General features: G+C 44.7%; 20 protein-coding genes. 10 read left to right on the forward strand and 10 right to left on the reverse strand.

Features of this window, described 5'->3' with window-relative positions; genetic code table 11:
• Nucleotides 1-9: 9 nt before the first annotated feature.
• Genes RCF31_RS26285 through RCF31_RS26315 form a run of 7 tightly spaced genes read right to left on the reverse strand, consistent with a single transcriptional unit; the run spans nt 10 to nt 8,037 of the window.
• Complete coding sequence (locus RCF31_RS26285) at nt 10-1,800, reverse strand: ABC transporter ATP-binding protein (protein ID WP_416414263.1); 1,791 nt, start codon at nt 1,798-1,800, stop codon at nt 10-12.
• Between the two features lie 2 nt (nt 1,801-1,802).
• Nucleotides 1,803-2,702: an ABC transporter permease gene (locus RCF31_RS26290; RefSeq protein WP_416414264.1), complete on the reverse strand. Its 900-nt coding sequence runs from the start codon at nt 2,700-2,702 to the stop codon at nt 1,803-1,805.
• Nucleotides 2,699-3,673 carry an ABC transporter permease gene (locus RCF31_RS26295; RefSeq protein WP_416414265.1) on the reverse strand — a complete coding sequence of 325 codons (975 nt, stop codon included), beginning with the start codon at nt 3,671-3,673 and terminating at the stop codon, nt 2,699-2,701. The genes RCF31_RS26290 and RCF31_RS26295 overlap by 4 nt, the downstream gene beginning before the upstream one ends.
• Nucleotides 3,673-4,626 carry a nucleoside hydrolase gene (locus RCF31_RS26300; protein WP_416414266.1) on the reverse strand — a complete coding sequence of 318 codons (954 nt, stop codon included), beginning with the start codon at nt 4,624-4,626 and terminating at the stop codon, nt 3,673-3,675. Before RCF31_RS26300 ends, RCF31_RS26295 begins: the two co-directional genes overlap by 1 nt.
• Complete coding sequence (locus RCF31_RS26305) at nt 4,623-5,576, reverse strand: nucleoside hydrolase (protein WP_416414267.1); 954 nt, start codon at nt 5,574-5,576, stop codon at nt 4,623-4,625. Before RCF31_RS26305 ends, RCF31_RS26300 begins: the two co-directional genes overlap by 4 nt.
• A complete protein-coding gene (locus tag RCF31_RS26310; protein ID WP_416414268.1) occupies nt 5,573-6,457 on the reverse strand; it encodes a dihydrodipicolinate synthase family protein in 885 nt (294 codons plus the stop codon). The genes RCF31_RS26305 and RCF31_RS26310 overlap by 4 nt, the downstream gene beginning before the upstream one ends.
• Before the next feature lie 32 nt (nt 6,458-6,489).
• Nucleotides 6,490-8,037, reverse strand: coding sequence for an ABC transporter substrate-binding protein (locus RCF31_RS26315; RefSeq protein ID WP_416414269.1), 1,548 nt, complete (start codon nt 8,035-8,037; stop codon nt 6,490-6,492).
• Nucleotides 8,038-8,183: 146 nt separating this feature from the next.
• Between RCF31_RS26315 and RCF31_RS26320 the strand changes: the two genes are divergently transcribed.
• Both RCF31_RS26320 and RCF31_RS26325 read left to right on the forward strand, forming a co-directional pair.
• Nucleotides 8,184-9,077 (forward strand): LysR family transcriptional regulator, encoded by an 894-nt coding sequence (locus RCF31_RS26320; RefSeq protein ID WP_416414270.1) that lies wholly within the window; start codon nt 8,184-8,186, stop codon nt 9,075-9,077.
• Between the two features lie 259 nt (nt 9,078-9,336).
• Nucleotides 9,337-10,566 carry an OprD family outer membrane porin gene (locus tag RCF31_RS26325; RefSeq protein WP_416414271.1) on the forward strand — a complete coding sequence of 410 codons (1,230 nt, stop codon included), beginning with the start codon at nt 9,337-9,339 and terminating at the stop codon, nt 10,564-10,566.
• Between the two features lie 41 nt (nt 10,567-10,607).
• On the opposite strand, the gene RCF31_RS26330 is transcribed toward RCF31_RS26325, so the two are convergent.
• Nucleotides 10,608-11,516: a LysR substrate-binding domain-containing protein gene (locus RCF31_RS26330; protein ID WP_416414272.1), complete on the reverse strand. Its 909-nt coding sequence runs from the start codon at nt 11,514-11,516 to the stop codon at nt 10,608-10,610.
• A gap of 620 nt (nt 11,517-12,136) precedes the next feature.
• Between RCF31_RS26330 and RCF31_RS26335 the strand changes: the two genes are divergently transcribed.
• The 7 genes from RCF31_RS26335 to RCF31_RS26365 all read left to right on the forward strand — a co-directional run bounded on the left by RCF31_RS26335 (nt 12,137) and on the right by RCF31_RS26365 (nt 21,054).
• Nucleotides 12,137-12,799 carry an AzlC family ABC transporter permease gene (locus RCF31_RS26335; protein ID WP_416414552.1) on the forward strand — a complete coding sequence of 221 codons (663 nt, stop codon included), beginning with the start codon at nt 12,137-12,139 and terminating at the stop codon, nt 12,797-12,799.
• A complete protein-coding gene (locus tag RCF31_RS26340) occupies nt 12,799-13,122 on the forward strand; it encodes an AzlD domain-containing protein (RefSeq protein WP_416414273.1) in 324 nt (107 codons plus the stop codon). The genes RCF31_RS26335 and RCF31_RS26340 overlap by 1 nt, the downstream gene beginning before the upstream one ends.
• A 562-nt stretch (nt 13,123-13,684) precedes the next feature.
• Nucleotides 13,685-14,728: a hypothetical protein gene (locus RCF31_RS26345; protein ID WP_416414274.1), complete on the forward strand. Its 1,044-nt coding sequence runs from the start codon at nt 13,685-13,687 to the stop codon at nt 14,726-14,728.
• 268 nt (nt 14,729-14,996) lie between these two features.
• Nucleotides 14,997-16,583: a carbohydrate porin gene (locus tag RCF31_RS26350; protein WP_416414275.1), complete on the forward strand. Its 1,587-nt coding sequence runs from the start codon at nt 14,997-14,999 to the stop codon at nt 16,581-16,583.
• Between the two features lie 301 nt (nt 16,584-16,884).
• Nucleotides 16,885-18,735 carry a beta-glucoside-specific PTS transporter subunit IIABC gene (locus RCF31_RS26355; RefSeq protein WP_416414276.1) on the forward strand — a complete coding sequence of 617 codons (1,851 nt, stop codon included), beginning with the start codon at nt 16,885-16,887 and terminating at the stop codon, nt 18,733-18,735.
• Nucleotides 18,732-20,198 carry a glycoside hydrolase family 1 protein gene (locus tag RCF31_RS26360; protein ID WP_416414277.1) on the forward strand — a complete coding sequence of 489 codons (1,467 nt, stop codon included), beginning with the start codon at nt 18,732-18,734 and terminating at the stop codon, nt 20,196-20,198. Before RCF31_RS26355 ends, RCF31_RS26360 begins: the two co-directional genes overlap by 4 nt.
• Before the next feature lie 28 nt (nt 20,199-20,226).
• A complete protein-coding gene (locus tag RCF31_RS26365) occupies nt 20,227-21,054 on the forward strand; it encodes a PRD domain-containing protein (protein WP_416414279.1) in 828 nt (275 codons plus the stop codon).
• Between the two features lie 284 nt (nt 21,055-21,338).
• On the opposite strand, the gene RCF31_RS26370 is transcribed toward RCF31_RS26365, so the two are convergent.
• Nucleotides 21,339-22,925, reverse strand: a complete 1,587-nt coding sequence (locus RCF31_RS26370) for a GMC family oxidoreductase (RefSeq protein WP_416414280.1) — start codon at nt 22,923-22,925, stop codon at nt 21,339-21,341.
• A 352-nt stretch (nt 22,926-23,277) separates the two neighbouring features.
• Here RCF31_RS26370 and mdlD point away from each other — a divergent pair, with 352 nt between their 5' ends.
• Nucleotides 23,278-24,588 carry an NAD(P)-dependent benzaldehyde dehydrogenase MdlD gene (gene mdlD / locus RCF31_RS26375; RefSeq protein WP_416414281.1) on the forward strand — a complete coding sequence of 437 codons (1,311 nt, stop codon included), beginning with the start codon at nt 23,278-23,280 and terminating at the stop codon, nt 24,586-24,588.
• A 2-nt stretch (nt 24,589-24,590) separates the two neighbouring features.
• Here mdlD and RCF31_RS26380 read toward each other — a convergent pair whose 3' ends face one another.
• The gene (locus RCF31_RS26380) at nt 24,591-25,493 is read right to left on the reverse strand and encodes a helix-turn-helix domain-containing protein (RefSeq protein WP_416414282.1); all 903 of its coding nucleotides are present in this window, start codon (nt 25,491-25,493) and stop codon (nt 24,591-24,593) included.
• Nucleotides 25,494-25,774: the final 281 nt, after the last annotated feature.

Here is a 25,774-nt window from a genome sequence, read left to right on the forward strand (position 1 = left end):
TGGGACAGATTAAACACCAGCATCGCTCAGAACATAATGATCCAGCCCCTGCTGCTGATAAATTACAGCAGAGGCTGAGTCATTGATGCCTCTTCTTTGTGTACCTGTTTTTCTGAATGGTACCAGTGGCTTAATTACCTGTTCCGGATCTGCAATCGGCACGGCCGACAGCAAATGACGGGTATACGGATGTGCCGGAGTTTCAAATATCGCCTGTCGTGAACCTATCTCGACAATCTTTCCCTGATACATCACTGCCACACGATGACTGATACGTTCCACCACCGCCATATCATGGGAAATAAACAAAATGCTGATGCCCCGTTCACGCTGCAACGCCATAAGTAGGTTGATAATCTCAGCCCTGACAGTGACATCCAGAGCAGAGACAGATTCATCAGCAATAATGACTTTGGGTTGAACAGCAAGCGCTCGCGCGATACAAATACGCTGGCGCTGGCCTCCTGAGAATTGATGCGGAAAGCGCTCTGCCATGCTGGCCTCCAGTCCTACGCTCTCCAGTAATTCCGCAACTGCCCGGCGACTTTCTGACTGCTCAATCAGACCATGAGCCAACATGGGTTCAGCCAGTGCGTCCCCTACGCGTAATCGTGGGTTCAGGCTTTCCCAGGGATCCTGAAAAATCAGCTGAATTTTACGACGCATGACCTCAAGTTGACGTCGATTTGCCGTTAGCAGATTCTCATTTTCCAGAATGACCTGCCCTGCACTGGCTTCTGCCAACCGGATCAATGTGCGTGCAAGCGTGGATTTCCCACAACCGGATTCCCCCACCAGCCCCAGCGTTTCACCGGGTAGAAGCTGGAAACTTACCTGTTCTACAGCGTGAACTTGTGCCTTTATACGACGCAGCCAACCTTGTCGGATTGGAAATTGCTGACAAAGATTCTTAACCTCCAATACCGGAGCACCACTCTGCACGGTGTTACCTTCGATTCTTGTCACGCTGTGAAACGGTTGAGGATAGGGAATCCCTGCCATATCACCCAATTTTGGTACAGCTGCCAGCAACCTCTTCGTATATGCGTGTTTTGGCTGTCGGAATAGTTCACGCGTAGATGCCATTTCAACTTCTTGTCCCTGATACATCACCAGTGTCTTATCAGCAACTTCCGCCACTACTCCCATATCGTGAGTAATAAAAAGAACTGCCATATTTTCTTCCCGCTGCAGGCTTTTTATCAATTGCAGGATCTCGGCCTGCACTGTCACGTCGAGCGCGGTGGTAGGTTCATCCGCGATAAGCAGAGCGGGTTTACAAGCCAATGCGATGGCAATGACAACGCGCTGACGCATTCCCCCGGAAAAATGCAGGGGATAATCGCTAAGACGTTCAGCAGCAGCACTGATCTGTACGCGATCCAGTAGACGAACTGCCTCGGCTCTGGCTGACGCAGAATCCATATGCCGATGCTTCCTTAATACTTCGGTTATTTGTGTACCAATGGTAAGCACCGGGTTGAGACTGGACATCGGTTCCTGAAAGATCATACCGATACGGTTGCCACGAATCGCCTGCATTTGTCGTGATGTAAACCTCAACAGGTCCCTATCCTGAAAATGAACCTCACCGCTGATGCGGCATTGTGATTGTGGCAACAGTTGCAGCAATGAATTTGCCGTGACACTTTTACCAGATCCAGACTCTCCAACCAGCGCAAGCGTTTCTCCCGGCAGAATGGAGAAGGACAACGGGTGGACGATGGTTTTCCACTTTTCTCCCACCAGCAACTCAGTGTGCAGGCTACGGACATCTAGTACCGGTTTAATCGAAGACATTATCAGGATTCTCGTTGCGGATTGGTGATATCTCGTAGTGCATCGCCCAGCAAATTGATGGCGATAATCAGTAGCAACAGTACAATGCCGGGAAATAGGCTAATCCAGTAATTCCCGGAAAGCAGATAATCAAAGCCATTGGCGATAAGGAGCCCCAGGGAGGGCTGCGTAACAGGAAGCCCAATACCAAGGAATGAAAGCGTGGCCTCCAGCATAATGGCGTAAGCCACCCGCAGCGTAGCGACCACAATCAGAGAAGATAAACAATTCGGCAGCAAATGGCGGAACATAATGCGACGGCGGCCTAGTGCCAGGGTGTGCGCCGCTGCAATATAATTACGACGCATCTCCACCATTGCATTACCCCTTACTGCACGGGTGTAATAGGCCCATTGCGTCAGGACCAGAGCAAGAATGATTTTGTCGGCCCCCTGACCGAAAAGCGTCAGTAATATCAGTGCAATCAGTATGGGTGGGAAGCTGAGCTGGATATCAACAATGCGCATGATAAAGGCGTCGATACGTCCTCCGTTCCAGGCACTGAGTATGCCAAACACGGTGCCGATCAGTAACGCCAGCAAACTGCTACAAAACCCAATCCACAGGCTAATGCGGGTACCGTAAAGGATGGCACTCAACATATCCCGCCCCTGATCATCCGAACCGAGCCAGAATGTCATACCGGATAGGCTTTCAGCACCCGGTGCCAGCCGGCCATCAGTGATATCCAACTGAGACAGGTCATACGGATTTTGTGGTGCAATCCAGGGTGCCAGCACAGCGGCAATCACGATGACGACTAATAGCAATAACCCCATCAGTGAACCTGGTTTTTTTATCAGCTGGTGCAGTACCCGGAGCCAGGCTGATTGTGATAAACGTAATGAAGGTGATTCACTCATTTACCACCTCCGTGGCGCACGCGGGGATCGATCAACACATACAACAGATCAACAAACATATTAATCAGGGTAAACATCAATACCGTCATCAGCAGATAGGCAAGGATCACGGGTCTGTCGAGCACCCCAATCGCATCAATGATCAGTTTCCCCATCCCAGGCCAGGCATAAATGGTTTCCGTTACCACAGCAAAAGCGATGATTGACCCCAGCTCCAGCCCAAGAACGGTAGTCAGTGGAATGAGGGTATTTTTCAGGACATGAACAAACAAAATGCGACTGGAAGACAGTCCCTTTGCACGAGCGAAACGTATATAGTCCTGTTGCAGGCATTCCAGCGTGCCAGCGCGCGTCAGACGGATAACCATCGAGATTTTAAAAAGTGCCAGATTGAAAGCCGGCAACAACAAATGACGCCAGCCATCCCAGGTCAGGAAACTCACCGGGACACCCAATATATTTACGGTTTCCCCACGACCCGAGGCGGGTAGCCAGCCCAACTTTACGCTGAACAACATAATCATCATCATGCCTACCCAGAATGACGGGAGGCTTACCCCAAATAGGGAGAATCCCATCACCGATTTCGCCGCCAGGCTGCGTGGCCTGACACCGGCTAAAATACCCAAAGGAATACCGACCAACAAAGCAAACAGGAACGCCACGAGTGCCAGCTCAAGAGTTGCGGGCATACGTTGAGTGATTAGCTGGAGAGCCGGAATATTATAAACCCACGAGATCCCCAAATCCCCATGCAGCGCCCGATCGAGAAAATGCCAGTACTGCATCCAGACCGACTGATCCAGCCCAAAGGCTTTTATCACTGCAGTGCGTTCAGCGGGTGTGGCATTGCTGCTCAGCAACATATCCACCGGGTTGCCCACCAGCCAGACGCCAATGAATACCAGTAATGACATGGCAAACAATGTCAGCAAGGTCTGCCCGATACGCTGAAAGATCCATAGCAACATTACTTTTCCCCTTTGCTTCCATAGACTGCGAGCACCCGCTGGAGCAGCGAATGAAATCCCTGTTCATCTATATGCCGCATGACTGTCGCATTGGCTTGCTGTTTCAACTTGTGATAGAAGTCTGCCCAGCAATATCCGGCCGTCTCCCCGGTAGTCGCTATGCCCACGGTCACTTCACAGCCCTGAAACAACTCCGGTTCTAACAACCATGCAATTACCGTAGCATCATGCACCGGACCACCATCACGCAGAAATCGTCCGGGATCATTGCGGTCAAAAGTTGTAAACAAGTGCTGGATCGCTCTGCCTGGTTCACCGGCATCATGCGCTAACACCTCCAGGTGTGCCTCGGTCAGCAGCGCCTGAAAAGTCATATCCAACGGCATGATGACCAACGGAATACCACTACGGAAGACCCTTGCCGCTGCATTCGGGTCTGCATAAAAATTAAATTCTGCCCAGGGAGTACGATGACCCATCGCACTGAAAGCCCCTCCCATCATCACTATTCGCTTGATACCCTTTGCTACTTCAGGTGAGAAATTCAACGCTAGCGCGATATTCGTCAGAGGTCCAAGCGCACACAGAGTGATCGGACGCTGCTGCCGAGCGGCTTCCTGTGCTTTACGTACAATAAATTGCACAGCATGTTCTGCGCTGACTGCCACACTCCCCTCATCTTTAAGCAATGATGCAAAACTGCCAATATGGGCATACTTGCCGAAACGCTGGGTACCAGTTAGTGGCCCGTGCGATCCGGCATAGATCGCCACATCCTGACGGCCCGACTTTGCAATAATTGACCCGGCGTTACGGCAAACATCCGATAAAGAAACATTGCCTGCCACAGTCGTGATCCCCAGAACCTCAAGCTCTGGTGCTGCCAGCGCCAACCAGATTGCCACGGCATCATCCACGCCAGGATCGGTATCGATAATGATCTGCTCGGTCATTCCTCAACCTCCTGATATTGGCTGAACAGTTGACAAAACAGGGCAAACACCTTTTCTGCATTCACGCCTGTGACTACATTCACATTCTGGGGCTGCTGAGTTTTGCCATACCAGTCAGCAGTGGTGCGTCCCAGTGTTTCCCTACTGTCGAGTTCGACATAGACTCGTGCTTTTTCGCTGGTGAAAAATTCCGGTCGCAGCAACCAGGCAATAACTAAAGGGTCATGCAGCGGCCCACCGCGCGAACCGTAACGGCGCACATCATTACGGTCCCAGCTCGCCATTAATGCATTTAAAGCGGGAGAAATACGCCCGGCTACTGCTGTTAACGCATCAACATGCTCAGGGGTGAGCATGACCTTGTGGGTGACATCCAGTGGCAAAACGGTAATCGGCAGATTCTGACGAAACAACACATCTGCGGCATGCGGGTCGGCGAGTGTATTGAATTCAGCATAGAGTGAGGTATTGCCACTTTCTCGATAGGCTCCGCCCATCAGCACCACTCGCTCGATGCCCGTAACGATATCTGGCGCGATCATCAACGCAGTAGCAACGTTAGTCAGGGGACCAAGACAACACAGGGTAATAGGGGATTGCTCCGCTCCAGCTTGTCTGCAACGCTGGATCAGATAATCGACAGCGTGCAATTCCTGGGCGGATGATGCAGGTGCAGGAAGCTGGCAGGCACCCAGACCCTGTTCACCATGAAACCGTCCGTGTAGTGGATCCCGCACCAGTGGCTGCCAGCAGCCGCTAAAAACCGGTATCGGGCACTTTGCCAGCTCTGTAATTTGCAGCGCATTACGCAAAGTGGTTTCCAGAGGACGGTTGCCATTGACCACAGTGATCGCTTCAATGTTTAATTCCGGTGCCTTAAATGCCGCCAGTAACGCGATTGCATCATCGATACCCGGATCGCAGTCAATGACCACGGAACGACAGGTCATAAGGCTCCAACCTCGCGGAGTACTGCAGCTATTTCTGCACACGCCTCATCGTTGAGTGGTTGCTGCGGGGCAATGGGATCCCCGACATCAAAACCCTGCAAATTCAGTGCTGCTTTGATACAGGCAGCGATAGAATATTTAGCGAAAATTTCATTGATGCGCCACAGAGGACGCTGCAACTCCATCACCCTCTTCCAGTTGCCCTGCTGAGCCATTTTCCATAACGCGAGGCTCTGTTCAGGAACAATGCATGCCGGACCAGCCATCCAGCCCACACCGCCGATTAACATCACACATGCTGGAATATGAGCTGAAGCGGCGAAGACCTTCATCCGTCCTTCAGTGCGCGAGATTATCGACAATAACCGCCCGGTATTAGTTGAGGCATCTTTAATGTAGTTGATATTGTCGACATAACTTAAACGCTCAATCACGGGTAGCGTCAGATCCGAACGCTGAAACTGTGGGTTGGTGTAAATCACCACAGGTAGCGGATGCGCAGCCTCCGCAATCGCACGAAAGTAACTTTCGACACCCTTTTCGGTTAGAGGGAAGTAAGCTTCAAGGATGGCCAGAATGCCATCTACACCTGCGGCGATGTAATCACGGGTCTGTTTTACCGCATCATCGATAGTGGTGGCGGCTACCCCGGCGATAACCGGTACGCGCTTATTAGTGGTATTCACTACCGTCTTCACCACATCAAGACGCTGTCCGCGGTTGAGATAAGCAAACTCCCCCGTGCTGCCGAGCGGAGTCAGCCCGTGAACACCTGCGGCGATGAGGTGTTCACACAGACGGCTCAACTCTCCAGTATTAACGCTTCCGTCAGGATAGAGCGGAGAAACCAGATAAGGGTAGACGCCATACAGTTCAGTCATGTTATTTCCCTGGTGTCAGCAACTTTTAAAATTTATTTATGAACGTAGTAAGGCAACGTGAAACCGTCTGAGCGGCCATCGTAGTGGAAGCCTTTTTTCATCGCCCAGGTATTGGCAAGAAACAACAATGGGATAATCCCTTCATCCTGCATCGCGATAGACGTCGCCTGCTGCAACAGCTTCTCTCGTTGGCTAGCATCGAGGGTCTCACGCGCCTGGTTTAACAGGCGATCGAATTCCGGGTTGGAGTAGCGTCCGCGGTTACCCTGCCCGGCACCCGGACCAAAAGTCTCCAGCAAAGGGCCAAGAATGCCCGAAGCTTCGCCGGTCTCAATCGCCGCTCCCCCCATGACCAGGCTGAAGTCTCGTTTTGCGGCGCGCGAGAAATAGACGCTGCCAGGCATGGTTTCTACACTGGTTTTAATACCTACGCGGCTTAACATCTGACCAAGTGCCTGTGCAACACGTGCATCGTTGGGATAACGGTCATTAGATGCTTGAAAAGTCAGGGTAAACCCGCTCGGATAACCCACTTTCGCCAGTAGATCCTTCGCTTTAGCCGGATCGTAAACCGGAGCGGCAATAGCAGGCTGATAACCAAAATACCCCTGGGGCACCAGCTGCGATGCCACGCTGCCCTGCCCATCGTAAATACGATCAATAATGAGTTGACGGTTAATCGCAAGTGACATGGCGCGCCGCACATCTGCTTTCTTAAGCGGGTTACTGCCGTCACTGGCCTGTACAAAGGGCGACTTATCCCGATCCTGGTCCGGGTGGAGATACAGCAGACGATTACCCGGCACGGATAAAGTGGCGAGCTGACTCTGCTGGCTGAGACGGTGGCGATCACTGGTAGGGACATTCTCAATCAGGTCAGTATCACCCGCCAACAACGCAGCAACACGCGAGCTGTCATTTTTATACACTTTAAGCGTAACATGCTCCCATTCAGCCTTACCTCCCCAGTAATGATCATTCCGCTCCAGCACCACCTGATCGTTAGGCGTCCAGGAAACGAATTTAAATGGGCCGGTACCGATAATGTCCGTATTTTTTAACGCATCGGTCCCCACTTTTTCCAGCCGAGCAGGCAGGATGGCAATCCGGCTCAGGTTATTGAGCAACAATGCCGCTGGCTGTTTGGTTTTAATTTCCACCGTCAGTGGATCTATCGCACGCACATCTGCAATATCGGCGACATAAGGCAGATACGAGCTGGGGCTATTTTTGGCAGCAAGCGCGACACGGTGAATACTCGCCACTACATCCTGGGCGCTGAATGAAGAACCATCATGGAATGTGACACCAGGGCGTAGATGAAAAACCCAGGTGGTTTCATCAGTAGCTTTCCAGGAGATCGCCAACGCTGGGACGATTTTTTGTTTATCATCCTGATTGACCAAGCCATCAAACAGAGAGCGCGACAACGCGCCATTTGCCCCGCCAACATAGAACTGGGGGTCTATGGATGTGGATAACGCCGATAAACCTACTGTCAGGTTTTGGGCATGTAGGCTTGGAATAAATAACGCTCCGCAAAGCAGAGATGCACTGAGTGCTAATAATTTCCGGGTCATCTTATATCAATGCCTTATTCATATATTCCATAAAGGAATAAAAATCGATTTTTTATATCAGCGGATACAATATAAGATGATTAAGCTTAAAAAAAATAGTATTTACTATGTTTTGTATAAATGAAAGTTATGAGCGTTAACAAAAAATGGCACAGATCAACCCAAGACAACTTGAAGCTTTTTATAAGGTAATGAAAACAGGCGGAGTCACTGAAGCGGCTAAAATAATGAATGTCACGCAACCAGCAGTCAGTAGGCTAATTAAAGACTTCGAATTTTCTTTAAACTTGCAGTTATTCGAGCGAGATGGAAGACGCCTGGAACCTCGGCAGGAGGCATCGCAATTATACCGGGAGGTAGAACGTATTTTTCTCGGCATGGAGCACGTTGCTCAGGTAGCTGACAATATTCGCCAGGAAAAAAATCGCGTTTTACGTCTTGGCGTTGCGCCGGGCCTCTCCCAAATCTGTGCGGATCATGTCATCCCCACTCTGCTGACACGCTATCCGGGCTTATCACTCGTCATGGATGTGGAAAGCACAGCGTCAATAACCGAAATGGTGCTCAGTCGCCAGTACGATATCGGCTTTATCAGCGGAAATCCGGGAAATACAGCACTACGTGCAGAAAAAGTGCATCAGTCTCATGCTGTGGCAGTATTATCGAAATCCCATCCGCTTGCAGACAAAACCGAAATTGCTTTGTCAGACCTCACGGATTACCGCGTTTTACTGCCGGGAAGACAAACCATATTGCGGGAATCACTGCAGAAAATTATCTCCGATAACGACATTATTCTCTCTCAGATTCTTGAGACGTCGATGAAGCATTGCTGCGATCTTGCAGCAGCAGGTTTAGGGGTGGGTATTGTCGATGCAATTACTGCACAACATATGCACGAAACACTGGTCGCTGTTCCTTTCTTCCCTTCAATAGAGGTCGGTTACTTTGCCATTTCCCCACCAAAATCAGGGAGATCATCCCTGAATACAGAGTTGCAGCAAATTTTCATATATGAGATTAACAAGTTTCATAAATAAATCCTGATAATGCATTAGCGTTTACGATACATAAACACCCTCCAAAAAAACTGAAAAAAACAAGGAAGAAAAAAAACATATAATTATCAATAGTAAAAGCAAAATGATGATTTTCCTTTTATTCGAATAGAAATAAAAAGCATAAGCATATTCAAAGCCCTTAATTGGGCGCTCAGATAAAGGTTGTTAGTCTGCGCCGCGCAATAGCAGTCATCAACTTAATAAAACAATGCTTTTTTATTCTCATCAGGGGAAAATCATGAATAAGAAAATTTATTCATTACTGCTTTTATCTTTTGCGTCCAGTGCGCATGCTCAGGGTTTCTGGGATGACAGCAAGTTAGTGCTGGATACCCGTGTACTCTCCTATGATCGGGACTGGCGAAGCGGTTCAGGTCAGTCATATGGGCAGGAAACTGCCTCACTAACTCAGTTGAAATATCAGTCAGGATATACACCTGGCTTGGTAGGCTTCGGGTTCGATTTTAATGCGATGGCTGCATTAAAACTGAATTCATCAAAAGAGCATTCCGGTGTACTACTAAAAAAACATGGCGATGGGGAAGCCTATAATTACGCTGGAAAATTCATGCCAACATTTAAAACAAAAGTATCTAATACGGTTATCAATGCGGGTAGCATGGTGAGTTATCTCCCAGTACTGTTGTACGATGGAGCCGTATTGCCTCAGGTTTATCGTGGTGTCAGGTTGTCTTCACAAGAAATACCCAATCTGACGTTAAATGCCGGCCACTTTACGGAAGTAATGAACCGGAGTGCTACCCACTATACTCCGATACAACTAGCGACCACCAATGGTCGCTACAAGACTATAAATAGTCGGAAAAATTTCAACTATCTGGGGGGGGAATATCAATTCACCGATCTCGCTCTCAATGCCCGTTATTACTATGCCCAGTTTGTAGATGTTTATGATCAGCAGTTTGTTGGTGCGACAAAAAAATGGCAGGTGGGACCGGGTGCATTAACCACCGACTTTCGTGGGTTTTACAGTAAAGGAGATGGCAGTCATCTCGCTGGTAAAATAGATAATACCTTATATAGTGGTCTGCTATCGTACAGTCTGGGGGTACAGAAGCTGAATGTAAGTTACCAGCGCTCACTTGGAGATACGGCATTCCCATATATTTCAGGCACAGACCCTTATCTGACCAACTATCAACTAATTGGATCCTTCAGTGAAACCGGCGAGCACTCATGGAAAGTTCAATATGACTATAATTTCCGAAACCTTGGTATACCGGGCTTGACAATTAGTAACATGTATATTTCAGGCGGAGGTATAGAGCGTAGTGGTTACACGGGAAAAGAATGGGAACGTAACACTGATATTACCTATTCATTTGACCCTCATGGAATATTTAAAAATGTAAGACTAAAATGGAGAAATGGGACCTACCGTTCAAACTTTACACGCAATGTTGATGAAAATCGTTTCTTTATTTTCTACAGCATCGCGTTAAAGTAATCGCTACTCGCCTGCTCAGATTTTTACTGAGCAGGCAGAGATCAACCGTTACGTATTTCATCAATTTCGAAACTGTTACGCAGTATATTATAAGCCTGCCGTACAAAAGGGTTCACCGCACGTGGCCGAATCCACAGGTAATAGCTGATTTGAGGCAACGGCGGTAGCCCGTCCTTCTCACTGAGAATCCGCATATCGGGTGAAAGAGCCTCTATACCCCGCGCTGTTACTCCCAGACCAGCATGAATAGCTGATTTAATGGCTATCAGATTAGATGACAGAAATGCCTGTCGCCAGGGAATTCGGTGTTCTTCAAGCGCTTTCAACGCGAACTTCGCAAACAAACCAGGCCCATCCGCCAGAATCAGGGGCAAAGGCATTCGTCGATCGTATCTATAGTGCTCAGAACAAAACCAGACAATGGGGGAAGTTTTGAGTATCCCGCCTTCGAGCTTGTCATCTTCACGTGTTGAAATAATCATATCTATCTCACCACGGTGCAATGCATCCATTAACATAGCACTATGTTCAATCTTGATTTCAATATCAATGTTGGGCGCCGCTTTTACAATATGACTTAGCAGCATTGGTAAAATGGTATCGGAGACATCAAATGGTGCTCCAATGCGCAAATGGCCAGTAATACTGCTATTGTAAACGGACCGAATAGTTTCATCATGAATGGCAAGTAACTGATAAGCATGCTGGAGAAGTTTTTGCCCATGAATTGAAAGCCGTTTTGTACGACCATTCTTGTCAAAAAGCGATAAACCAAGCTGATGTTCCAGACGCTGCATTTGCTGACTGATAGCGGGTTGAGTTTTATTGAGTTTAGCCCCAGCTGTTGAAAATGAAGAAGATTCAGCTATAGTCAAAAATGTCCGAAGCAACTCGATGTCAAGATTTACATTATACGGGTTTTGGCTTAATAACTCTTTGAATTCCTGCACAGAACAATCACTCACATGATATATATATCATGTGAGAATACTGTGAATTTATCTAATAAACAAATGTAATTTTAATGTTCTATTGATTCTGGTTGATGAAACGCCCCCCTGCCCGGCAGAAAATATTTCATTTTACTGTCAGTAAAACTCATGCGAAAAATTCGTTTTACGAAACGTTTCACGCCAATAAGAGCAAGTGTTTGTGTGGGAAATTAATTTTCCACTTGTAATGTGTGGCATAATTGATGATTTACCAGGTTAGTAGTCAGTATGAGTCTCTCTCAGCGCCGAAGTATTAGCATCCATTTTTCAGGAGATTAGAGTAGCCAGGTCAATAGCATATCGAGAGGAATACACAAGACAAACAATGTCTCAACATTTTGTTTTCATTTCCAGTCTCAAGTTGTGAGAACGTTCATTTGTAAATTAATCACTCATTTTGAAAAGTACCATAATGACAAACCTACTTTAACTCGATTCCCTAACTAAGTTTTCCGCATCAATTTACCTGGTTCGGCTATATGTCGTCCTATCGTTCGTTAAAATGAACAGGATACTACTTGAAGATTTCATCCGGGAAGTGCATTTTAATGAACGTTTCGTTCGATATGGAATACATCATGCTCTCAAAGATTCATCTCATTTTGCCGCGAGAAACCAAAAAATCCATCTTACTGCTTTGTCTAGCCTTAGGAATGGTAGGCATATCATATGGTTCATTATCAATAGGTTATGGATTCCCACTTTGGATACCTCTCCTAACCTCAGTAATAGTTGCTGCCGGTTCGTCGGAATTTATATTTCTTGGGATAATTGCCAGCGGAGGACATCCAATTGCAGCAGCCATCGCTGGATTACTTGTCAATGCTCGTCATTTCCCGTTCGGTTTAGCTGTACGTGAATTAGTAGGAAGCCGCATGAAGGCAATACTCGGCGCTTACATTATGAATGATTCAAGCGTTGTTTTTGGCATGTCCCAATCCACACATAAAATGCGCGTTGCAGCTTATTGGGTCTGTGGTATTGGTGTAGTGATTTTCTGGCCGCTTGGGACGTTGATTGGGGGATTATTAGGAAAAATATTACCCTCTCCTCAGAACATCGGTCTGGATGCAGTGTTCCCCACTGTTTTATTAGCGTTAGTCATTCCTGCATTCAAAAATAAAACCACATTACTTAGATCTTCCGCGGGAGCTTTAATCTCATTGATTACCATTCCCCTGATCCCAGCGGGTGCTCCGTTTCTGTTATCAATATTGGGATTACTGGTGAGGAAAAAATAATGGATGACTTTATTACCATTCTTGTTGGGATAGCTATTCTCGGGGGTGGGACATATGCTATGCGACTCGGAGGCGTGAAGCTAGGGAACCGCCTGGCGCTTTCTGAAAAATCAAGTGCACTGCTGTCAGATGCAGCTACAACACTCCTCGTCTCCGTTGCATTGGCTACAACGTTTTACAGTAGTGGCCACTTTGCCGGTTTTTCTCGAATACTGGGAGTCTTTGTTGGAGTTATTCTGGCGTGGCGGAAGAAATCTATGATTCTTGTTATTATTGCATCTGCAGTGGTGACATCTTTTATGCGATATATTGGGATACCTTGAAATCTTAATATCTTAGCTTCCTCATTAGTAAATACCATTATAGATATATAGGACATTCCTATTATTTTTAAAAATTGAAACATGACAAGCCCCTATTAAAAATATAGAGGAGAAAACATCTCCTCTTCCAGGGAAAATCACTCTCTATAGGTTTAAGATAGGCATTAACATCTTGATTATAGTAAAACAAACTATTCAACCTTGAGCATGATTTGATTCATTCCCTGCCTGATGCAGGGTGATTTTTCAACAATAAAAATTAGTTAAAAATCAGAATTAAACGTTATGAAAACAATACAAATTTACTTCTTTTTTGAAAATTCAAAATTAATATGTTAAGTATTGACCAACTACCCTTTCGGGCTTCAAAATTTGTTACATATGTCACATAATGGATAGATTGCAAAGTAAACTATTGAAAAGTGCTCCTGCAAAATACTTTAATGCATATAGCGAAGTACAGGCGTGTAACTGGTAAAGCAGGCAAGACCTGATATGAGCAATGAATTGAATTCATTGCTCATATCAGGTCTTTTTTTTGTGTTTGTGTGTGAGGTAGCAGATGGATTACTTAAAATTAGTCCAAAAAACACTCAATCTTGTTGGTGGACCGAGAGACACCACGCATATCGAGCACTGTTCAACACGGCTTAGTCTTCATGACAAAAAATTAGTCGATAGTTCTGAGCTTGAAAAAGCACCTGGAGTGATTGGCGTCAGGGTTAATGCTCAGTGCCAAATTGTTATCGGCAAAGAGGTTGCAGATATCTGCAATGCTCTTAAAAGACTGGTTGCAGGTAAGCAAACGACCAGCGATAAAACTCGTGCGAAGAAGAAGTGGGGAGCTGTCATTGTTGATTTTGTGATCAGTGTTTTCCAGCCACTCATTCCGGCTATCGCTGGGGGGGGTGTCCTGAAATCGTTGCTGATTATCCTCGATATGGTTGGATGGTTAAGCAAAGAGACCTCCACATACAAAGTGCTGGACAGCATCGGAACCGCACCTATTTATTTTCTGCCCTTGTTAGTCGCCATCACTACAGCGACGAAGCTTAAAGTCAATATCCTACTGGCCATATCTGCAGTATCAGTGCTTGTTCTGCCTTCTCTGACAGCGATAATGGCAAAAGGTACAACGTTCCTGATTTTTGACTTCAAGAACATACCTTATGCAATACAGGCAGTTGCCACAGTAGTCCTTGCCGGTACTTTGCTTTTCATCGTGGCCGCTGGGATACATAAACCTTTGCTGCCTTACGCTGAGGCAGCAATGGGACAGTTCGGGCGCGAAACGTTATATCTGCCTGCATCACTGGCTCATAACATTGCCGAAGCTGGTGCCTGCCTTGCTATTACGATTAAAAGCAAAGACAAAAGCATGAAATCCACAGCACAGTCATCAGGATTATCTGCTCTTTGTGGCATCACTGAACCCGCACTTTACGGTATCACGCTGCTGAATAAAAAAGTGCTGTATTCCGTAATGATTGGCAGCGTAATCGGTGGCGGTATCCTTAGCTATATGTCTGTGGCGGCCTTTGCCCTAGTTGGTCCTTGTCTGGTAAGTATTTCAATTTTTTCACTCCGGATACCCCACACAGCCTGATGTATACGTTTAATGGTTATTTAATTCCCTTTGATTTAAATTCTGTCAAAAAAATCATTACTCTGATGAGATAAGGTGAGCGACTAATTAGTTAACACATTATATAAGCGTTAGAAAAGGAATCTTCTTTATGTTTATCACCCTCCCCTGAGAATAGAGATTAAACATAAAAATAAAATATTTACTTTTCGTACCTGAAAGCGGCTCGAGATTTAAATTGAAACATACAGATTCATACATATCGTCAAACACATATGAGAATTAAAAAATGAAGAAGACACTTTTATTTTGTCTCATCTCTGCCATATTCAGTAATGCTTACGGTAAAAGTCTAACTGTGGAGGAGCGACTTTCTCTGCTTGAAAAAAAACTACAAGAAAATACGGCAGAGTTAGCCAGCACAAAAGCTGAACTGAATAAATATAAGAACGCAAGTCTAGCGAACCAGAGTTCGGCGAACACATCAATAGCAATGGTTCAGCCGAAAGTTAATACTGCTGCTGCTCCAGAGACGGAAAAAAACAAAAAATCAACTCAAACCGGCACAACCAAAGTTAATAGCGACCTGACATTAAAGGACATTAGTAATTTTGTAAAAAATGATATTGGATTTTCTTACAATGGTTATTTCCGTTCAGGTTGGGGAACATCTAATCACGGCTCGCCAAAAGAATATGCTATTGGATCTCTTGGACGTTTCGGTAATGAATACACTTCATGGTTTGATCTCCAACTCAAGCAGAAAGTATACGACCAGGATGGTAAGACTGCACATGCTGTCGTTATGCTAGATGGTAACGTCGGTGAACAGTACGGGAACGCTGTCTTCGATAAAAGTACTGAAAACGTTCTCCAGTTCTCCGATATCTATCTGACAACCAAAGGTTTCCTGAACTTCGCACCTGAAGCTGATTTATGGGTGGGTAAACACTACTTACCGAAGTACGAAATTCAGATGCTTGATTGGAAAAGTGTCAGAACAGACAGCGGAGCCGGTTTAGGTATTGAAAACTGGAAAATAGGGCCAGGTAAATTCAACTTCTCAATTGTGCGTCAGGATCTGAATGCACGAGCTGTTGATTACAGTACCTCTGGTCAAACTGTACAAGTAAACAGCAATACGGTTGACATGCGTTACCGTGAACTTCCACTTTGGGAAAATGCCACACTGGAGCTTGATGGCCGTTACGCCGCTGCAAATAAGTCAGATACGGTCAAATCCGGTGAATCTGATGGTAAGTTTTATCATGTGAAGGATGCATGGCTTGCCGGTGCAATTCTTAGACAAAAATTTGAGTCCGGTGGTTATGATGAATTAACATTCCAGGTTGCTGATAACTCGATTGCAAGCGCATTCGCACGTATCTCTGGAGCGAATCCTTCCTATGGAAACGGTGATAATTACTACGGAAACCATACTAATGGAACAGCATTTAGGTTGATTTCACAGGGTGAGTTTTACCCTATGAAAGATACTATTGTAGCCCATGCTCTGGTGTATTCTAATGGTAATGATATTTATAGCTACGATACTGGTGCACACACTGATTTTGAAAGCTATCGTGTTGTAGTACGGCCAGCTTATATCTGGGATTATTATAACCAAACGGGCGTCGAATTGGGCTGGTTCCGTCAGGAGAACAAAGTACAGGATGATACTTTCTCTGAATCTGGTTATAAGGCAACACTTTATCATGCATTGAAAGTAAACACATCGATTCTAACCTCCAGGCCAGAGTTGCGATTCTATATAACATATTTGCGAGCTAATCAGAACGATATTTCCAGCTTCGAATTTACTGATAATAAAAAAGATCAGCTAGCTATAGGTGCGCAGGCAGAAGTTTGGTGGTAATTCATTAGTTACCAGAAAATCATGCCTGGAATTCTTTCATATAAGTAATATTAGGAATATTTGTTCAATATCTGATTGCACTTGTAGTAAGTGTATACATTTTCGACGATTATTTGGAATTTTGTTATCCTTGTCACAGTTCGAAGAAAAACGATTATTGACTATTGATATTTCAAACATCAAATTATATTAATTACTAATTAGTATTACAGGCATGTAACTGGTAAAGCAGGCAAGACCTGAAGAGCTCCCCATAAAAAGGGAGGTCTTCGGGTCTTTTTTTTTGTATAAGAGGCTTCAGATGGACTACGAAAATACCGGCCGCCAGATCCTTGATTTGATTGGTGGACCCAGCAATATCGAGCATATTGAGCATTGTTCTACGCGTCTCCGGCTCAGTCTTCATGACAACAAGTTAGTCGATAGTTCTAAGCTTGAAAAAGTACCTGGAGTGATTGGTGTCAGAGTTAATGCTCAGTGCCAAATCGTTATCGGCAAAGAGGTTGCAGATGTCTGCAATGCTCTTAAAAGACTGGTTGCAGGTAAACAAACGACCCGCGATAAAGCCCGTGCCAAAAAGAAGTGGGGAGCTGTCATTGTTGATTTTGTGATCAGTGTTTTCCAGCCACTCATTCCGGCTATTGCTGGGGGGGGTGTCCTGAAATCGTTACTGATTATCCTCGATATGGTTGGATGGTTAAGCAAAGAGACCTCCACATACAAAGTGCTGGACAGCATCGGAACCGCGCCTATTTATTTTCTGCCCTTGTTAGTCGCCATTACCACAGCGACGAAGCTTAAAGTTAATATCCTACTGGCCGTGTCTGCAGTATCAGTGCTTATCCTGCCATCTCTGACAGCGATGATGGCAAAAGGTACAACGTTCCTGATTTTTGATATCAAGAACATACCTTATGCTACACAGGTATTCCCGGCCATCATTTGTGTACTCTTTTATGCGCAAACGGAAAAATTCTTCAACCGTTACTCACCCAGTGCGCTGAAAATTTTTCTGGCACCGATGATGTCGCTTCTGGTAACAGTACCGGTCACATTACTGTTTCTTGGTCCATTAGGTTATGAGCTGGGATCAGCCCTCGCAACAGTCATCCTCTGGCTTTATGGGAAATTCGGTTTTGTTGCCACAGCAGTACTTGCCGGTGCTTTGCCTTTCATCGTGGCCGCTGGGATGCATAAACCTTTACTGCCTTACGCTGTGGCAGCAATGGGACAGTTCGGGCGCGAAACATTATACCTACCTGCATCACTGGCTCATAACATTGCCGAAGCTGGTGCCTGCCTTGCTATTACGATTAAAAGCAAAGACAAAAGCATGAAATCCACAGCACTGTCATCAGGATTATCTGCTCTTTGTGGCATCACTGAACCCGCACTTTACGGTATCACGCTGCTGAATAAAAAAGTGCTGTATTCCGTAATGATTGGCAGCGTAATCGGTGGCGGTTTCCTTAGCTATATGGCTGTGGCGGCCTTTGCCCTTGTTGGCCCTGGGCTGGCAAGTATTTCAATTTTTGCCGCTCCGGATAACCCACACAACCTCATTTACGCTTTTTCCGGTGCAATAATATCTTTCGTTCTCACTTTCGCTGTCACTCTTCTGCTTTGGCAGGACAAAGCTAAAGTAGACTCTAAAGAAACTTCTACTAATAAGCCAGCAACGGAAGCCCTTAAAATAGCTGTCCTTACTAGCCCAATTCAGGGAAAAGTCATTCCTCTCGAAGAGGTCAATGATGATGTTTTTTCAAGCAAGATTATGGGTGATGGTATCGCAGTTATCCCAACTTTTGGGGCACTTTACGCGCCAGCAAATGGGGTGATATGCCATGTATTCGAAAGCGGACATGCGGCGAGTATGCTTATGGAAAATGGCGCTGAAATCATTTTCCATATAGGTATTGATACCATCCAAATGAACGGTAAAGGTTTCAATCCGAAGATAAGCGATAATCAGACAGTTAAGAAAGGTGACCTCCTGATTGAGTTTGATATCAGTCAGATCGTCAAAGCTGGCTATGACCCAGTAGTAGTAATGGTGGTTACTAATAGCGAACGCTTTGAGATCACTGCAGAATCACCAAAAAATGAAATTGATAACCAATTCAATATATTGACATTAAAGGAGGCCATATGAGCACGCATAACCCTGTATTTCCTGATAACTTTCTATGGGGTGCTGCTATCGCAGCAAACCAGTCCGAAGGTGCATGGAATGTTGATGGTAAAGGACCATCCGTTGCTGATGCCGTACAGGCAAAGCCCAAACTAAGCGTGAAGGACTATGCAGGACACATGGCTATCTCTGATGAGAATGTCGCTGATGCACTTAACGGTCTGAAAGACTTAGAATATCCAAAACGACGTGGTATTGATTTCTACCATCGTTACAAAGGTGATTTGGCATTATTTGCGGAAATGGGCATCAAAGTACTTCGTGTATCTATTGCATGGACTCGCATTTTCCCTACAGGGGAAGACAAATCCCCAAATGAAGCAGGTCTGAAGTTTTATGAGGACCTCTTTATTGAAATGCGGAGATACAACATAGAACCACTTGTAACATTGTCACACTATGAGATGCCGCTTGTTTTAAGCGAGAAATATAATGGTTGGGTCCACCGTAACGTTGTTGACGCCTTTGTCCGCTTCAGCAATGTGTGTTTCGAACGCTACAAAGATTTGGTCCTTTACTGGCTGACATTTAATGAAATAGATAGCATCATCCGTCATCCATTTACTACAGCAGGGATCCGCGAGGAAAAAAGTACGGAAGGCAAATCTGAAGAAGACATCTATCAAGCATTACATCATCAGTTTGTTGCCTCAGCAATGGTAACCCGTGACTGCCATAAAGTAATCCCTGGGAGTAAGGTTGGCTGCATGCTAACTAAATTAACCACATATCCGCGTACCTGTCATCCGGATGATGTGGAAGCAACTCTTAAGAAAAACCTCGAAAACTATTTTTACTCTGACGTTCAGGTAAAAGGTTACTACCCACCGCTGATCAAACGCGAGTTGGAACTTCGTGGTATTAACATTGAAATGCAGCATATTGATTTAGATATCATACGCCAACACACTGTCGATTTTGTTTCGTTCAGTTATTACATGTCCATGACGGAGTCAGTACAACCTGATGCAGAACGTACCCCTGGAAATACAGTTCTGGGCGTAAAAAATCCCTATCTTCCTGCGTCAGAATGGGGATGGCAGGTAGATCCGGTCGGGCTAAAAATTTCATTGCTGGAACTTTATGACCGTTATCAGAAGCCACTTTTCATTGTTGAAAATGGTATGGGAGCCAAAGATGTAGTCGTGGATGGAAAAATCCATGATGAGTATAGGATTGAATACTTTCGTTCTCACTTTGAGCAAATGCTTGCGGCTGTTCATGAGGGGGTTGATTTACTGGGCTACACTAGCTGGGGCACTATTGATATCATTAGTGCGGGTACGTCCCAGATGTCAAAAAGATATGGTTTTATCTATGTCGATCAAGATGATGAGGGCAACGGAACTCTTGAACGTCTGCGTAAAGACTCGTTCTACTGGTACAAAAAGGTTATCGCCACTAACGGCGCGGACCTTAGCTAACTGAAAATAATCGCTGCAGGATAGTATCGTGATTAAAGTTAAGAAAACATTGAACAACAGCATGTTACTGGTGGATAACAACAACAGTGAAATGATTTTGTTTGGCAAAGGAATTGGATTCAATACCAAGGCAGGAACAATTGTCGAGTTGGCAAACATTGAGCAAGTATTCATTCCTCTGGAAAAAATGAAATCACGGCATTTCCTTTCATTGACCGACGATATACCTGCAGCCTTTTTTGACGTAACCCATGATATTATTCTCATGGCACAGAAATCCTATACATCGAAATTGAATAGCGTGTTACTTTTTACATTGTCTGAACATCTTTTTTATGCAGTTGAGAGAAGCCGGACAGGGGATAACATTGTTAACAAATTGAGTTGGGAAGTTAAAAGGTATTATAAGAAAGAGTATGAAATTGGGGTAATAGCCAGGGATATGGTAGCTAATAGGTTCAATATAGATTTACCAGAAGATGAAGCAGTACATATCGCATTCCATTTAATAAATGCATCCTCGGAAAATCAAAGTGGCGACGCCCATGCTCAGGTGCAAATAGTAAATAGAATTTGTGATATTGTCAGATATAAGATTAATAAAAGCATTGATACCGATACAATTAACTACAACCGATTTATCACACATCTCCGCTATTTTGCAGAGAGGGTGACCAACAATAATATTGTATCCGATGGAAATAATGATTTTTATGAGGAACTATTAAAGTTCCATCCTTTGGCAATGAATGTGGCATGGGCTATACGTGACTATATATCCGAAAAGCACGAAATCATTCTACCTAAAAGCGAGTTAACATGGTTGAGTATTCATATCAGTCGGATCATAACATAATTATATAAACCCACCAAAAATGTGTTTATGAAATGATCAACCTGGATACTCAAAGATGAAAAGAAAAGTATTGCCAACCCCTGATGAGTCTAACTTTATTAAAAATGACGATATTTTGCCATAAGCAAGATATCTGCGCAGTCCAGGAAAGGCTTCTTGTAGAAATAACATATATTATATTCATCAGAAATCGAAACTGTCATAGATGAAATCGATGACAGGAAAAATATAAATGTATCTCTGGAAAAGGCAGGAAGGGAGGTGTTCTTACTGCCTCTTAAAAATTATGAGTAAAATCTTTTCACGAATCGCTTCGCTCCTATAAGAGCAAGTGCTTGCGTGGGGGCGTTAGTATTTCCGCTTGTGATGTTCGGCATGACTGAAGCATCAATCACAAAAAGGTTCTCCACCCCTTTAACCTGCAAGTTAGCATCAACGACAGCCATGACATCGTTACCCATCCGGCAGGTACCAACCGGATGCCACATCGTTGTCGCCACTGCTTTTACGAATTCCCTAATCTGCTCATCACTCTGAACATCACTTCCCGGTAATAACTCTTCTTCAAGAATATTGGCAAGTGACTCCTGTTTCATCACTTCCCGGATTGCCTTAACCGCCTGGATTCCAATTTGTGCATCATAATCATCCCCGATAAAGTTAGGGTCAATATGCGGCATATCAAGCGGGTTACTGCTGGCCAGCCTGATTGAGCCGCGACTACGTGGCTGCAATACGACCAGGGCGAAGGTGATGCCGGATCGACTCCCCGTTGGGGTCAGCCCATTCGTAGAGATAATAGGTTCGTGATAGCACTGGACCGTGGGTTCAGCATTGAAGTCCTGTGGATTCCAGTAGGAGACCGTCTCGATTCCATTACCTGATGCAGGCCCATCTTTTGTCATGTAGTAGCGCATGCCAGCTTTAATGGTACCGAAACCCAGTGCTGCATTCTGATAACCCAGAACACCCTTTACATAATTACTTACAGGGATAATCGGGTGATCATGAAGATTTTCACCAACACCGGGCAAATTAACATTTACTTCAATGCCAAACTTACTGAGGTGTTCCGCAGGGCCGATACCAGAATACATCAGAATCTTTGGCGACTGAACAGCACCAGCAGAAAGGATAACCTGCTCAGCCAAGAGGTTTTCATTGCCACTAACCTCAACACCAATAACTTTATTATCTTTAAATAATATTCTGGTGACCGTATGGTCGGTTAACAAGGTTACCCTGCCACTTTCTACATGACGTTTTAAATGAGCGACATATGCACTGCATCTTTTTTGATCGCTAACATTACTTTGGACTGGTGAAACGCCCACCTGGCTGTCACCATTATAATCTGGATTATACGGCAGTCCATACTCCTGGAAAGCCTTCATACAGTATTGATTGAGAGAATTAATACCGTGCGGAAATTGTACGGCAAGATTACCTTTTATACCATGATGTTCATTATGGAAAGTGTCATTTTTTTCCTGTTCAATAAAGGTTTGCCAGATATTTTCAAACGACCAGTCAGGATCTTTACCACTTGCCTCATACCAGCAATCAAAATCGCGTTTTTGACCTCTTACATAACACATCGCGTTAACAGAAGTGCCACCACCAACAACCTTTCCCATTCTGAAGCGACGAGTCGTGCCATGCTGAGGCACGGTATCATAGGGCCAGACATGATGATCTTTTGCCAGAATTTGCCCATAACCTGCTGGAATATGAATCATCGGGTCTTTATCGCTTGCTCCTGCCTCCAGTACTGCTATTTTTGCCTTAGTAGTCTCTGCCAGATAACCTGCAATTACGCAACCCGCAGCACCGCTGCCAATAATTAGCACATCATAATTTTGCTTAGCCATGTTTATTCCTTAACAAACTATAGGTGGACAACCCGCTAATAAAATCCACTAAAAGGATTCGCAAGCTGCTTTTGTTAATTACTATCATAAGATGTGTTAAAAAATTCAATAGCAATTAAATAAAAACCACCATAAAAATCAACTTTCAATCCATTGTAATACCATGATTAATATTAACATTATTTTTCATGCACATTACAAAACAAACAAATGAACATTACACTTAAAAAAATAGTTTCATAATTGTTAAATTAGACTCTCACTTTGAGAAGAGCTATTAAGAGGCTATTAAAAAGACACAGGTATCAACCTGCGTCTTCTCTATATTTTTTAAATTTTCAAAGAGGAAGATATGACAAATCAACAAATCATTGACAGCACTTTTGATGCACAAAAAGCATGGTTCCTTAAGGGGCATACCCGGAGCATTTCTCGCCGTTCGACGGCTTTAGAACAACTCAAAAAAATTATACTTAACCATAAACCCGATATCTATGCAGCTCTCGAAAGTGATCTCGGTAAAACCCCTGATGTTGTCGATTTAGCAGAAATAGGTGCTGTTATCGATGAAATTGACGTAACAATCACTGAGCTGAATAAATGGGCTGAGGATGAGGTTTTCCCATTAACAGGTTTGTTCGCAGACTCTGAGGGCCGTATTTGCCCCGAACCTTATGGTGTCTGCTACATCATTGGTCCCTTCAATTATCCTTTCAACCTGACACTGACCCCGTTGGTCGGTGCGATTGCTGCCGGTAATACTGCCATTTTAAAACCCTCGGAGGCCACACCTGAAACATCTCATGTGATTAAAAAAATTATTGAACTGGCATTCCCTGGTGAATACGTCGCTGTCATCGAAGGAGGACGGGAAGAGAATACATTGCTCCTGGCGAAGCCTTTTGATTTCTATTTCTTTACCGGCAGCCCTGCGGTTGGAAAACTCGTCATGAAAGCCGCGGCAAATAATCTAGCCCCGGTGGTACTTGAGCTGGGAGGTAAATGCCCGGTAGTCGTTTTTGAGGATGCTGACCTAGACCTACTGGTACAATGCCTCGCTTTTACAAAATATCTTAATAGTGGACAAACCTGTGTCGCGCCGGACTATTTACTGGTACCCAAAAGCAAACAGGAAATTATCATTTCACAATTGAAAACCCTGATTGAAGCAAACTATGCTGGCAAAAGTACGGGAAAAATTGTTAGCGAAAGGCAGGTTGATAAACTGGCCGGTTATCTTCAAAACACCCAGGGTAAAGTCGTTACCGGCGGTCAGTATGACCGTGTTACTCGCCAGTTCTCACCGACTATTGTCGCAGACGTCAACTGGGATGATGCACTGATGCAGGATGAAATCTTCGGGCCGATATTACCCGTGCTTACCTATGATAACCTCGAAGACTGTCGCCAGAAAATTATCGCTCACCATGCTAAACCTCTGGCGATATATGCTTTTAGTCGTGATGAATCAAGTGCACTAGCATTTATCAAAACTGTTCAATCGGGAGATGCTCAGATAAATGATATATTGACACATGCACTTTCTCCGCAGCTACCTTTTGGCGGGATCGGCCCATCCGGAATGGGTAAATATCATGGCAAAAGCAGCTTCGATACTTTTTCCCATACTCGCTCTATCCGTATTGTATCAAGCGAGTCGTAACATCAAAGTGGGTTGAGGTCCCGCATTTCTCGCGGGGTAATTCCGAATTTTTTCTTAAATGCCTGTGAAAAATGAGATTGGCTGGTAAAACCACATAGCCAGGCAATCTCAGCCAACTGCATGGTCCTCATACCTGGTTTGAGTAAAAGTTTTTTTGCTGCTTCAAGTCGTTGTTGCCAGACCAATTTCATCAGAGACAGATTTTCCTCGGCCAACAATCTGTTCATATAATTAACACTTAAGCGGATATTTTCAGAAATCATTTCAGCATCTAACGAAGCATCATGAAGGTTTGCAGCGATAAAACGCTTGATGGCAGCAATATTTTGCACTTTTGAAGTCAGTCGTGATGTTGTGGTTTGCCGACTATTAATCAAAACCTCTCCAAGTGTTGCAATAATCATCTGGCTGCTGGTCACTGATAACCCGGAACTGATTCTATCAGCGTGAAAAATATATTGGTTTATGAGTCGTGTCAGATATTGTAGGTCTGGAGTTTCAAGCTGAGTGGTAACCCCACCATTTTTTTTCAGGATAGGAAGCAGACTCTGACACGCCCCCTGGCCACATCCAATCACAAACAACGATGTTGGTTCACTAAAGCTTTCCTCAAATTGTGAACTCCATGGCAACAGAGATAATGTGCCTTCAGATAGCCATAACTCTCTTGTTCGACTTTTAATGCAAATCTCCCCCTGGGTAACAAGCTTAAAAAGCACCTGTTCGGGTTGAGGTGATGTCCGGCTGGGTGTAATGGTTTCTCTGAATGCACCAAAATGGGCAAAGATACCTGATGGCGTTTTAAGATAATGCATAGATTCATCAGCACACTGGCTGGAAGAGGATTTCTGACTCTTTAGACCAAAAGCATTATCCAAAAATAACGATAGATCATTTGAATTCATATTGTCCTCTTCAACTCCAGCTTATCCAGAAACCATTAAAGCAAAATTTACGTCGCTGATTGACGCTCAATGTGCGTTATGTTTTCACTACAAAATCCCCTCTGGCGGACAAAACCAGAAGCTTTATCAGTGCGAATCTCTCTTCTGCTAAACACAAAGGCTGAGTACACGTAAAAAGAGAAATAGATTATGGCATTTCTTAAACGGATTAAACTATCGGCCTCTGTGCGCGTTCACTAACAGTGAGCCGACAGTTTTATATGCTCAGGAGCATTTGTTGA

This window comes from Pantoea sp. App145 (assembly GCF_047947045.1).
Classification (GTDB): domain Bacteria; phylum Pseudomonadota; class Gammaproteobacteria; order Enterobacterales; family Enterobacteriaceae; genus Pantoea.

Excerpts from the sequence above, each read along its gene's own strand:
- RCF31_RS26285 (WP_416414263.1), bottom strand. The coding sequence starts at position 1,800 with ATGTCTTCGATTAAACCGGTACTAGATGTCCGTAGCCTGCACACTGAG.
- RCF31_RS26290 (WP_416414264.1), bottom strand. The coding sequence starts at position 2,702 with ATGAGTGAATCACCTTCATTACGTTTATCACAATCAGCCTGGCTCCGG.
- RCF31_RS26295 (WP_416414265.1), bottom strand. The coding sequence starts at position 3,673 with ATGTTGCTATGGATCTTTCAGCGTATCGGGCAGACCTTGCTGACATTG.
- RCF31_RS26300 (WP_416414266.1), bottom strand. The coding sequence starts at position 4,626 with ATGACCGAGCAGATCATTATCGATACCGATCCTGGCGTGGATGATGCC.
- RCF31_RS26305 (WP_416414267.1), bottom strand. The coding sequence starts at position 5,576 with ATGACCTGTCGTTCCGTGGTCATTGACTGCGATCCGGGTATCGATGAT.
- RCF31_RS26310 (WP_416414268.1), bottom strand. The coding sequence starts at position 6,457 with ATGACTGAACTGTATGGCGTCTACCCTTATCTGGTTTCTCCGCTCTAT.
- RCF31_RS26315 (WP_416414269.1), bottom strand. The coding sequence starts at position 8,037 with ATGACCCGGAAATTATTAGCACTCAGTGCATCTCTGCTTTGCGGAGCG.
- RCF31_RS26320 (WP_416414270.1), top strand. The coding sequence starts at position 8,184 with ATGGCACAGATCAACCCAAGACAACTTGAAGCTTTTTATAAGGTAATG.
- RCF31_RS26325 (WP_416414271.1), top strand. The coding sequence starts at position 9,337 with ATGAATAAGAAAATTTATTCATTACTGCTTTTATCTTTTGCGTCCAGT.
- RCF31_RS26335 (WP_416414552.1), top strand. The coding sequence starts at position 12,137 with ATGCTCTCAAAGATTCATCTCATTTTGCCGCGAGAAACCAAAAAATCC.
- RCF31_RS26340 (WP_416414273.1), top strand. The coding sequence starts at position 12,799 with ATGGATGACTTTATTACCATTCTTGTTGGGATAGCTATTCTCGGGGGT.
- RCF31_RS26345 (WP_416414274.1), top strand. The coding sequence starts at position 13,685 with ATGGATTACTTAAAATTAGTCCAAAAAACACTCAATCTTGTTGGTGGA.
- RCF31_RS26350 (WP_416414275.1), top strand. The coding sequence starts at position 14,997 with ATGAAGAAGACACTTTTATTTTGTCTCATCTCTGCCATATTCAGTAAT.
- RCF31_RS26355 (WP_416414276.1), top strand. The coding sequence starts at position 16,885 with ATGGACTACGAAAATACCGGCCGCCAGATCCTTGATTTGATTGGTGGA.
- RCF31_RS26360 (WP_416414277.1), top strand. The coding sequence starts at position 18,732 with ATGAGCACGCATAACCCTGTATTTCCTGATAACTTTCTATGGGGTGCT.
- RCF31_RS26370 (WP_416414280.1), bottom strand. The coding sequence starts at position 22,925 with ATGGCTAAGCAAAATTATGATGTGCTAATTATTGGCAGCGGTGCTGCG.
- mdlD (WP_416414281.1), top strand. The coding sequence starts at position 23,278 with ATGACAAATCAACAAATCATTGACAGCACTTTTGATGCACAAAAAGCA.
- RCF31_RS26380 (WP_416414282.1), bottom strand. The coding sequence starts at position 25,493 with ATGAATTCAAATGATCTATCGTTATTTTTGGATAATGCTTTTGGTCTA.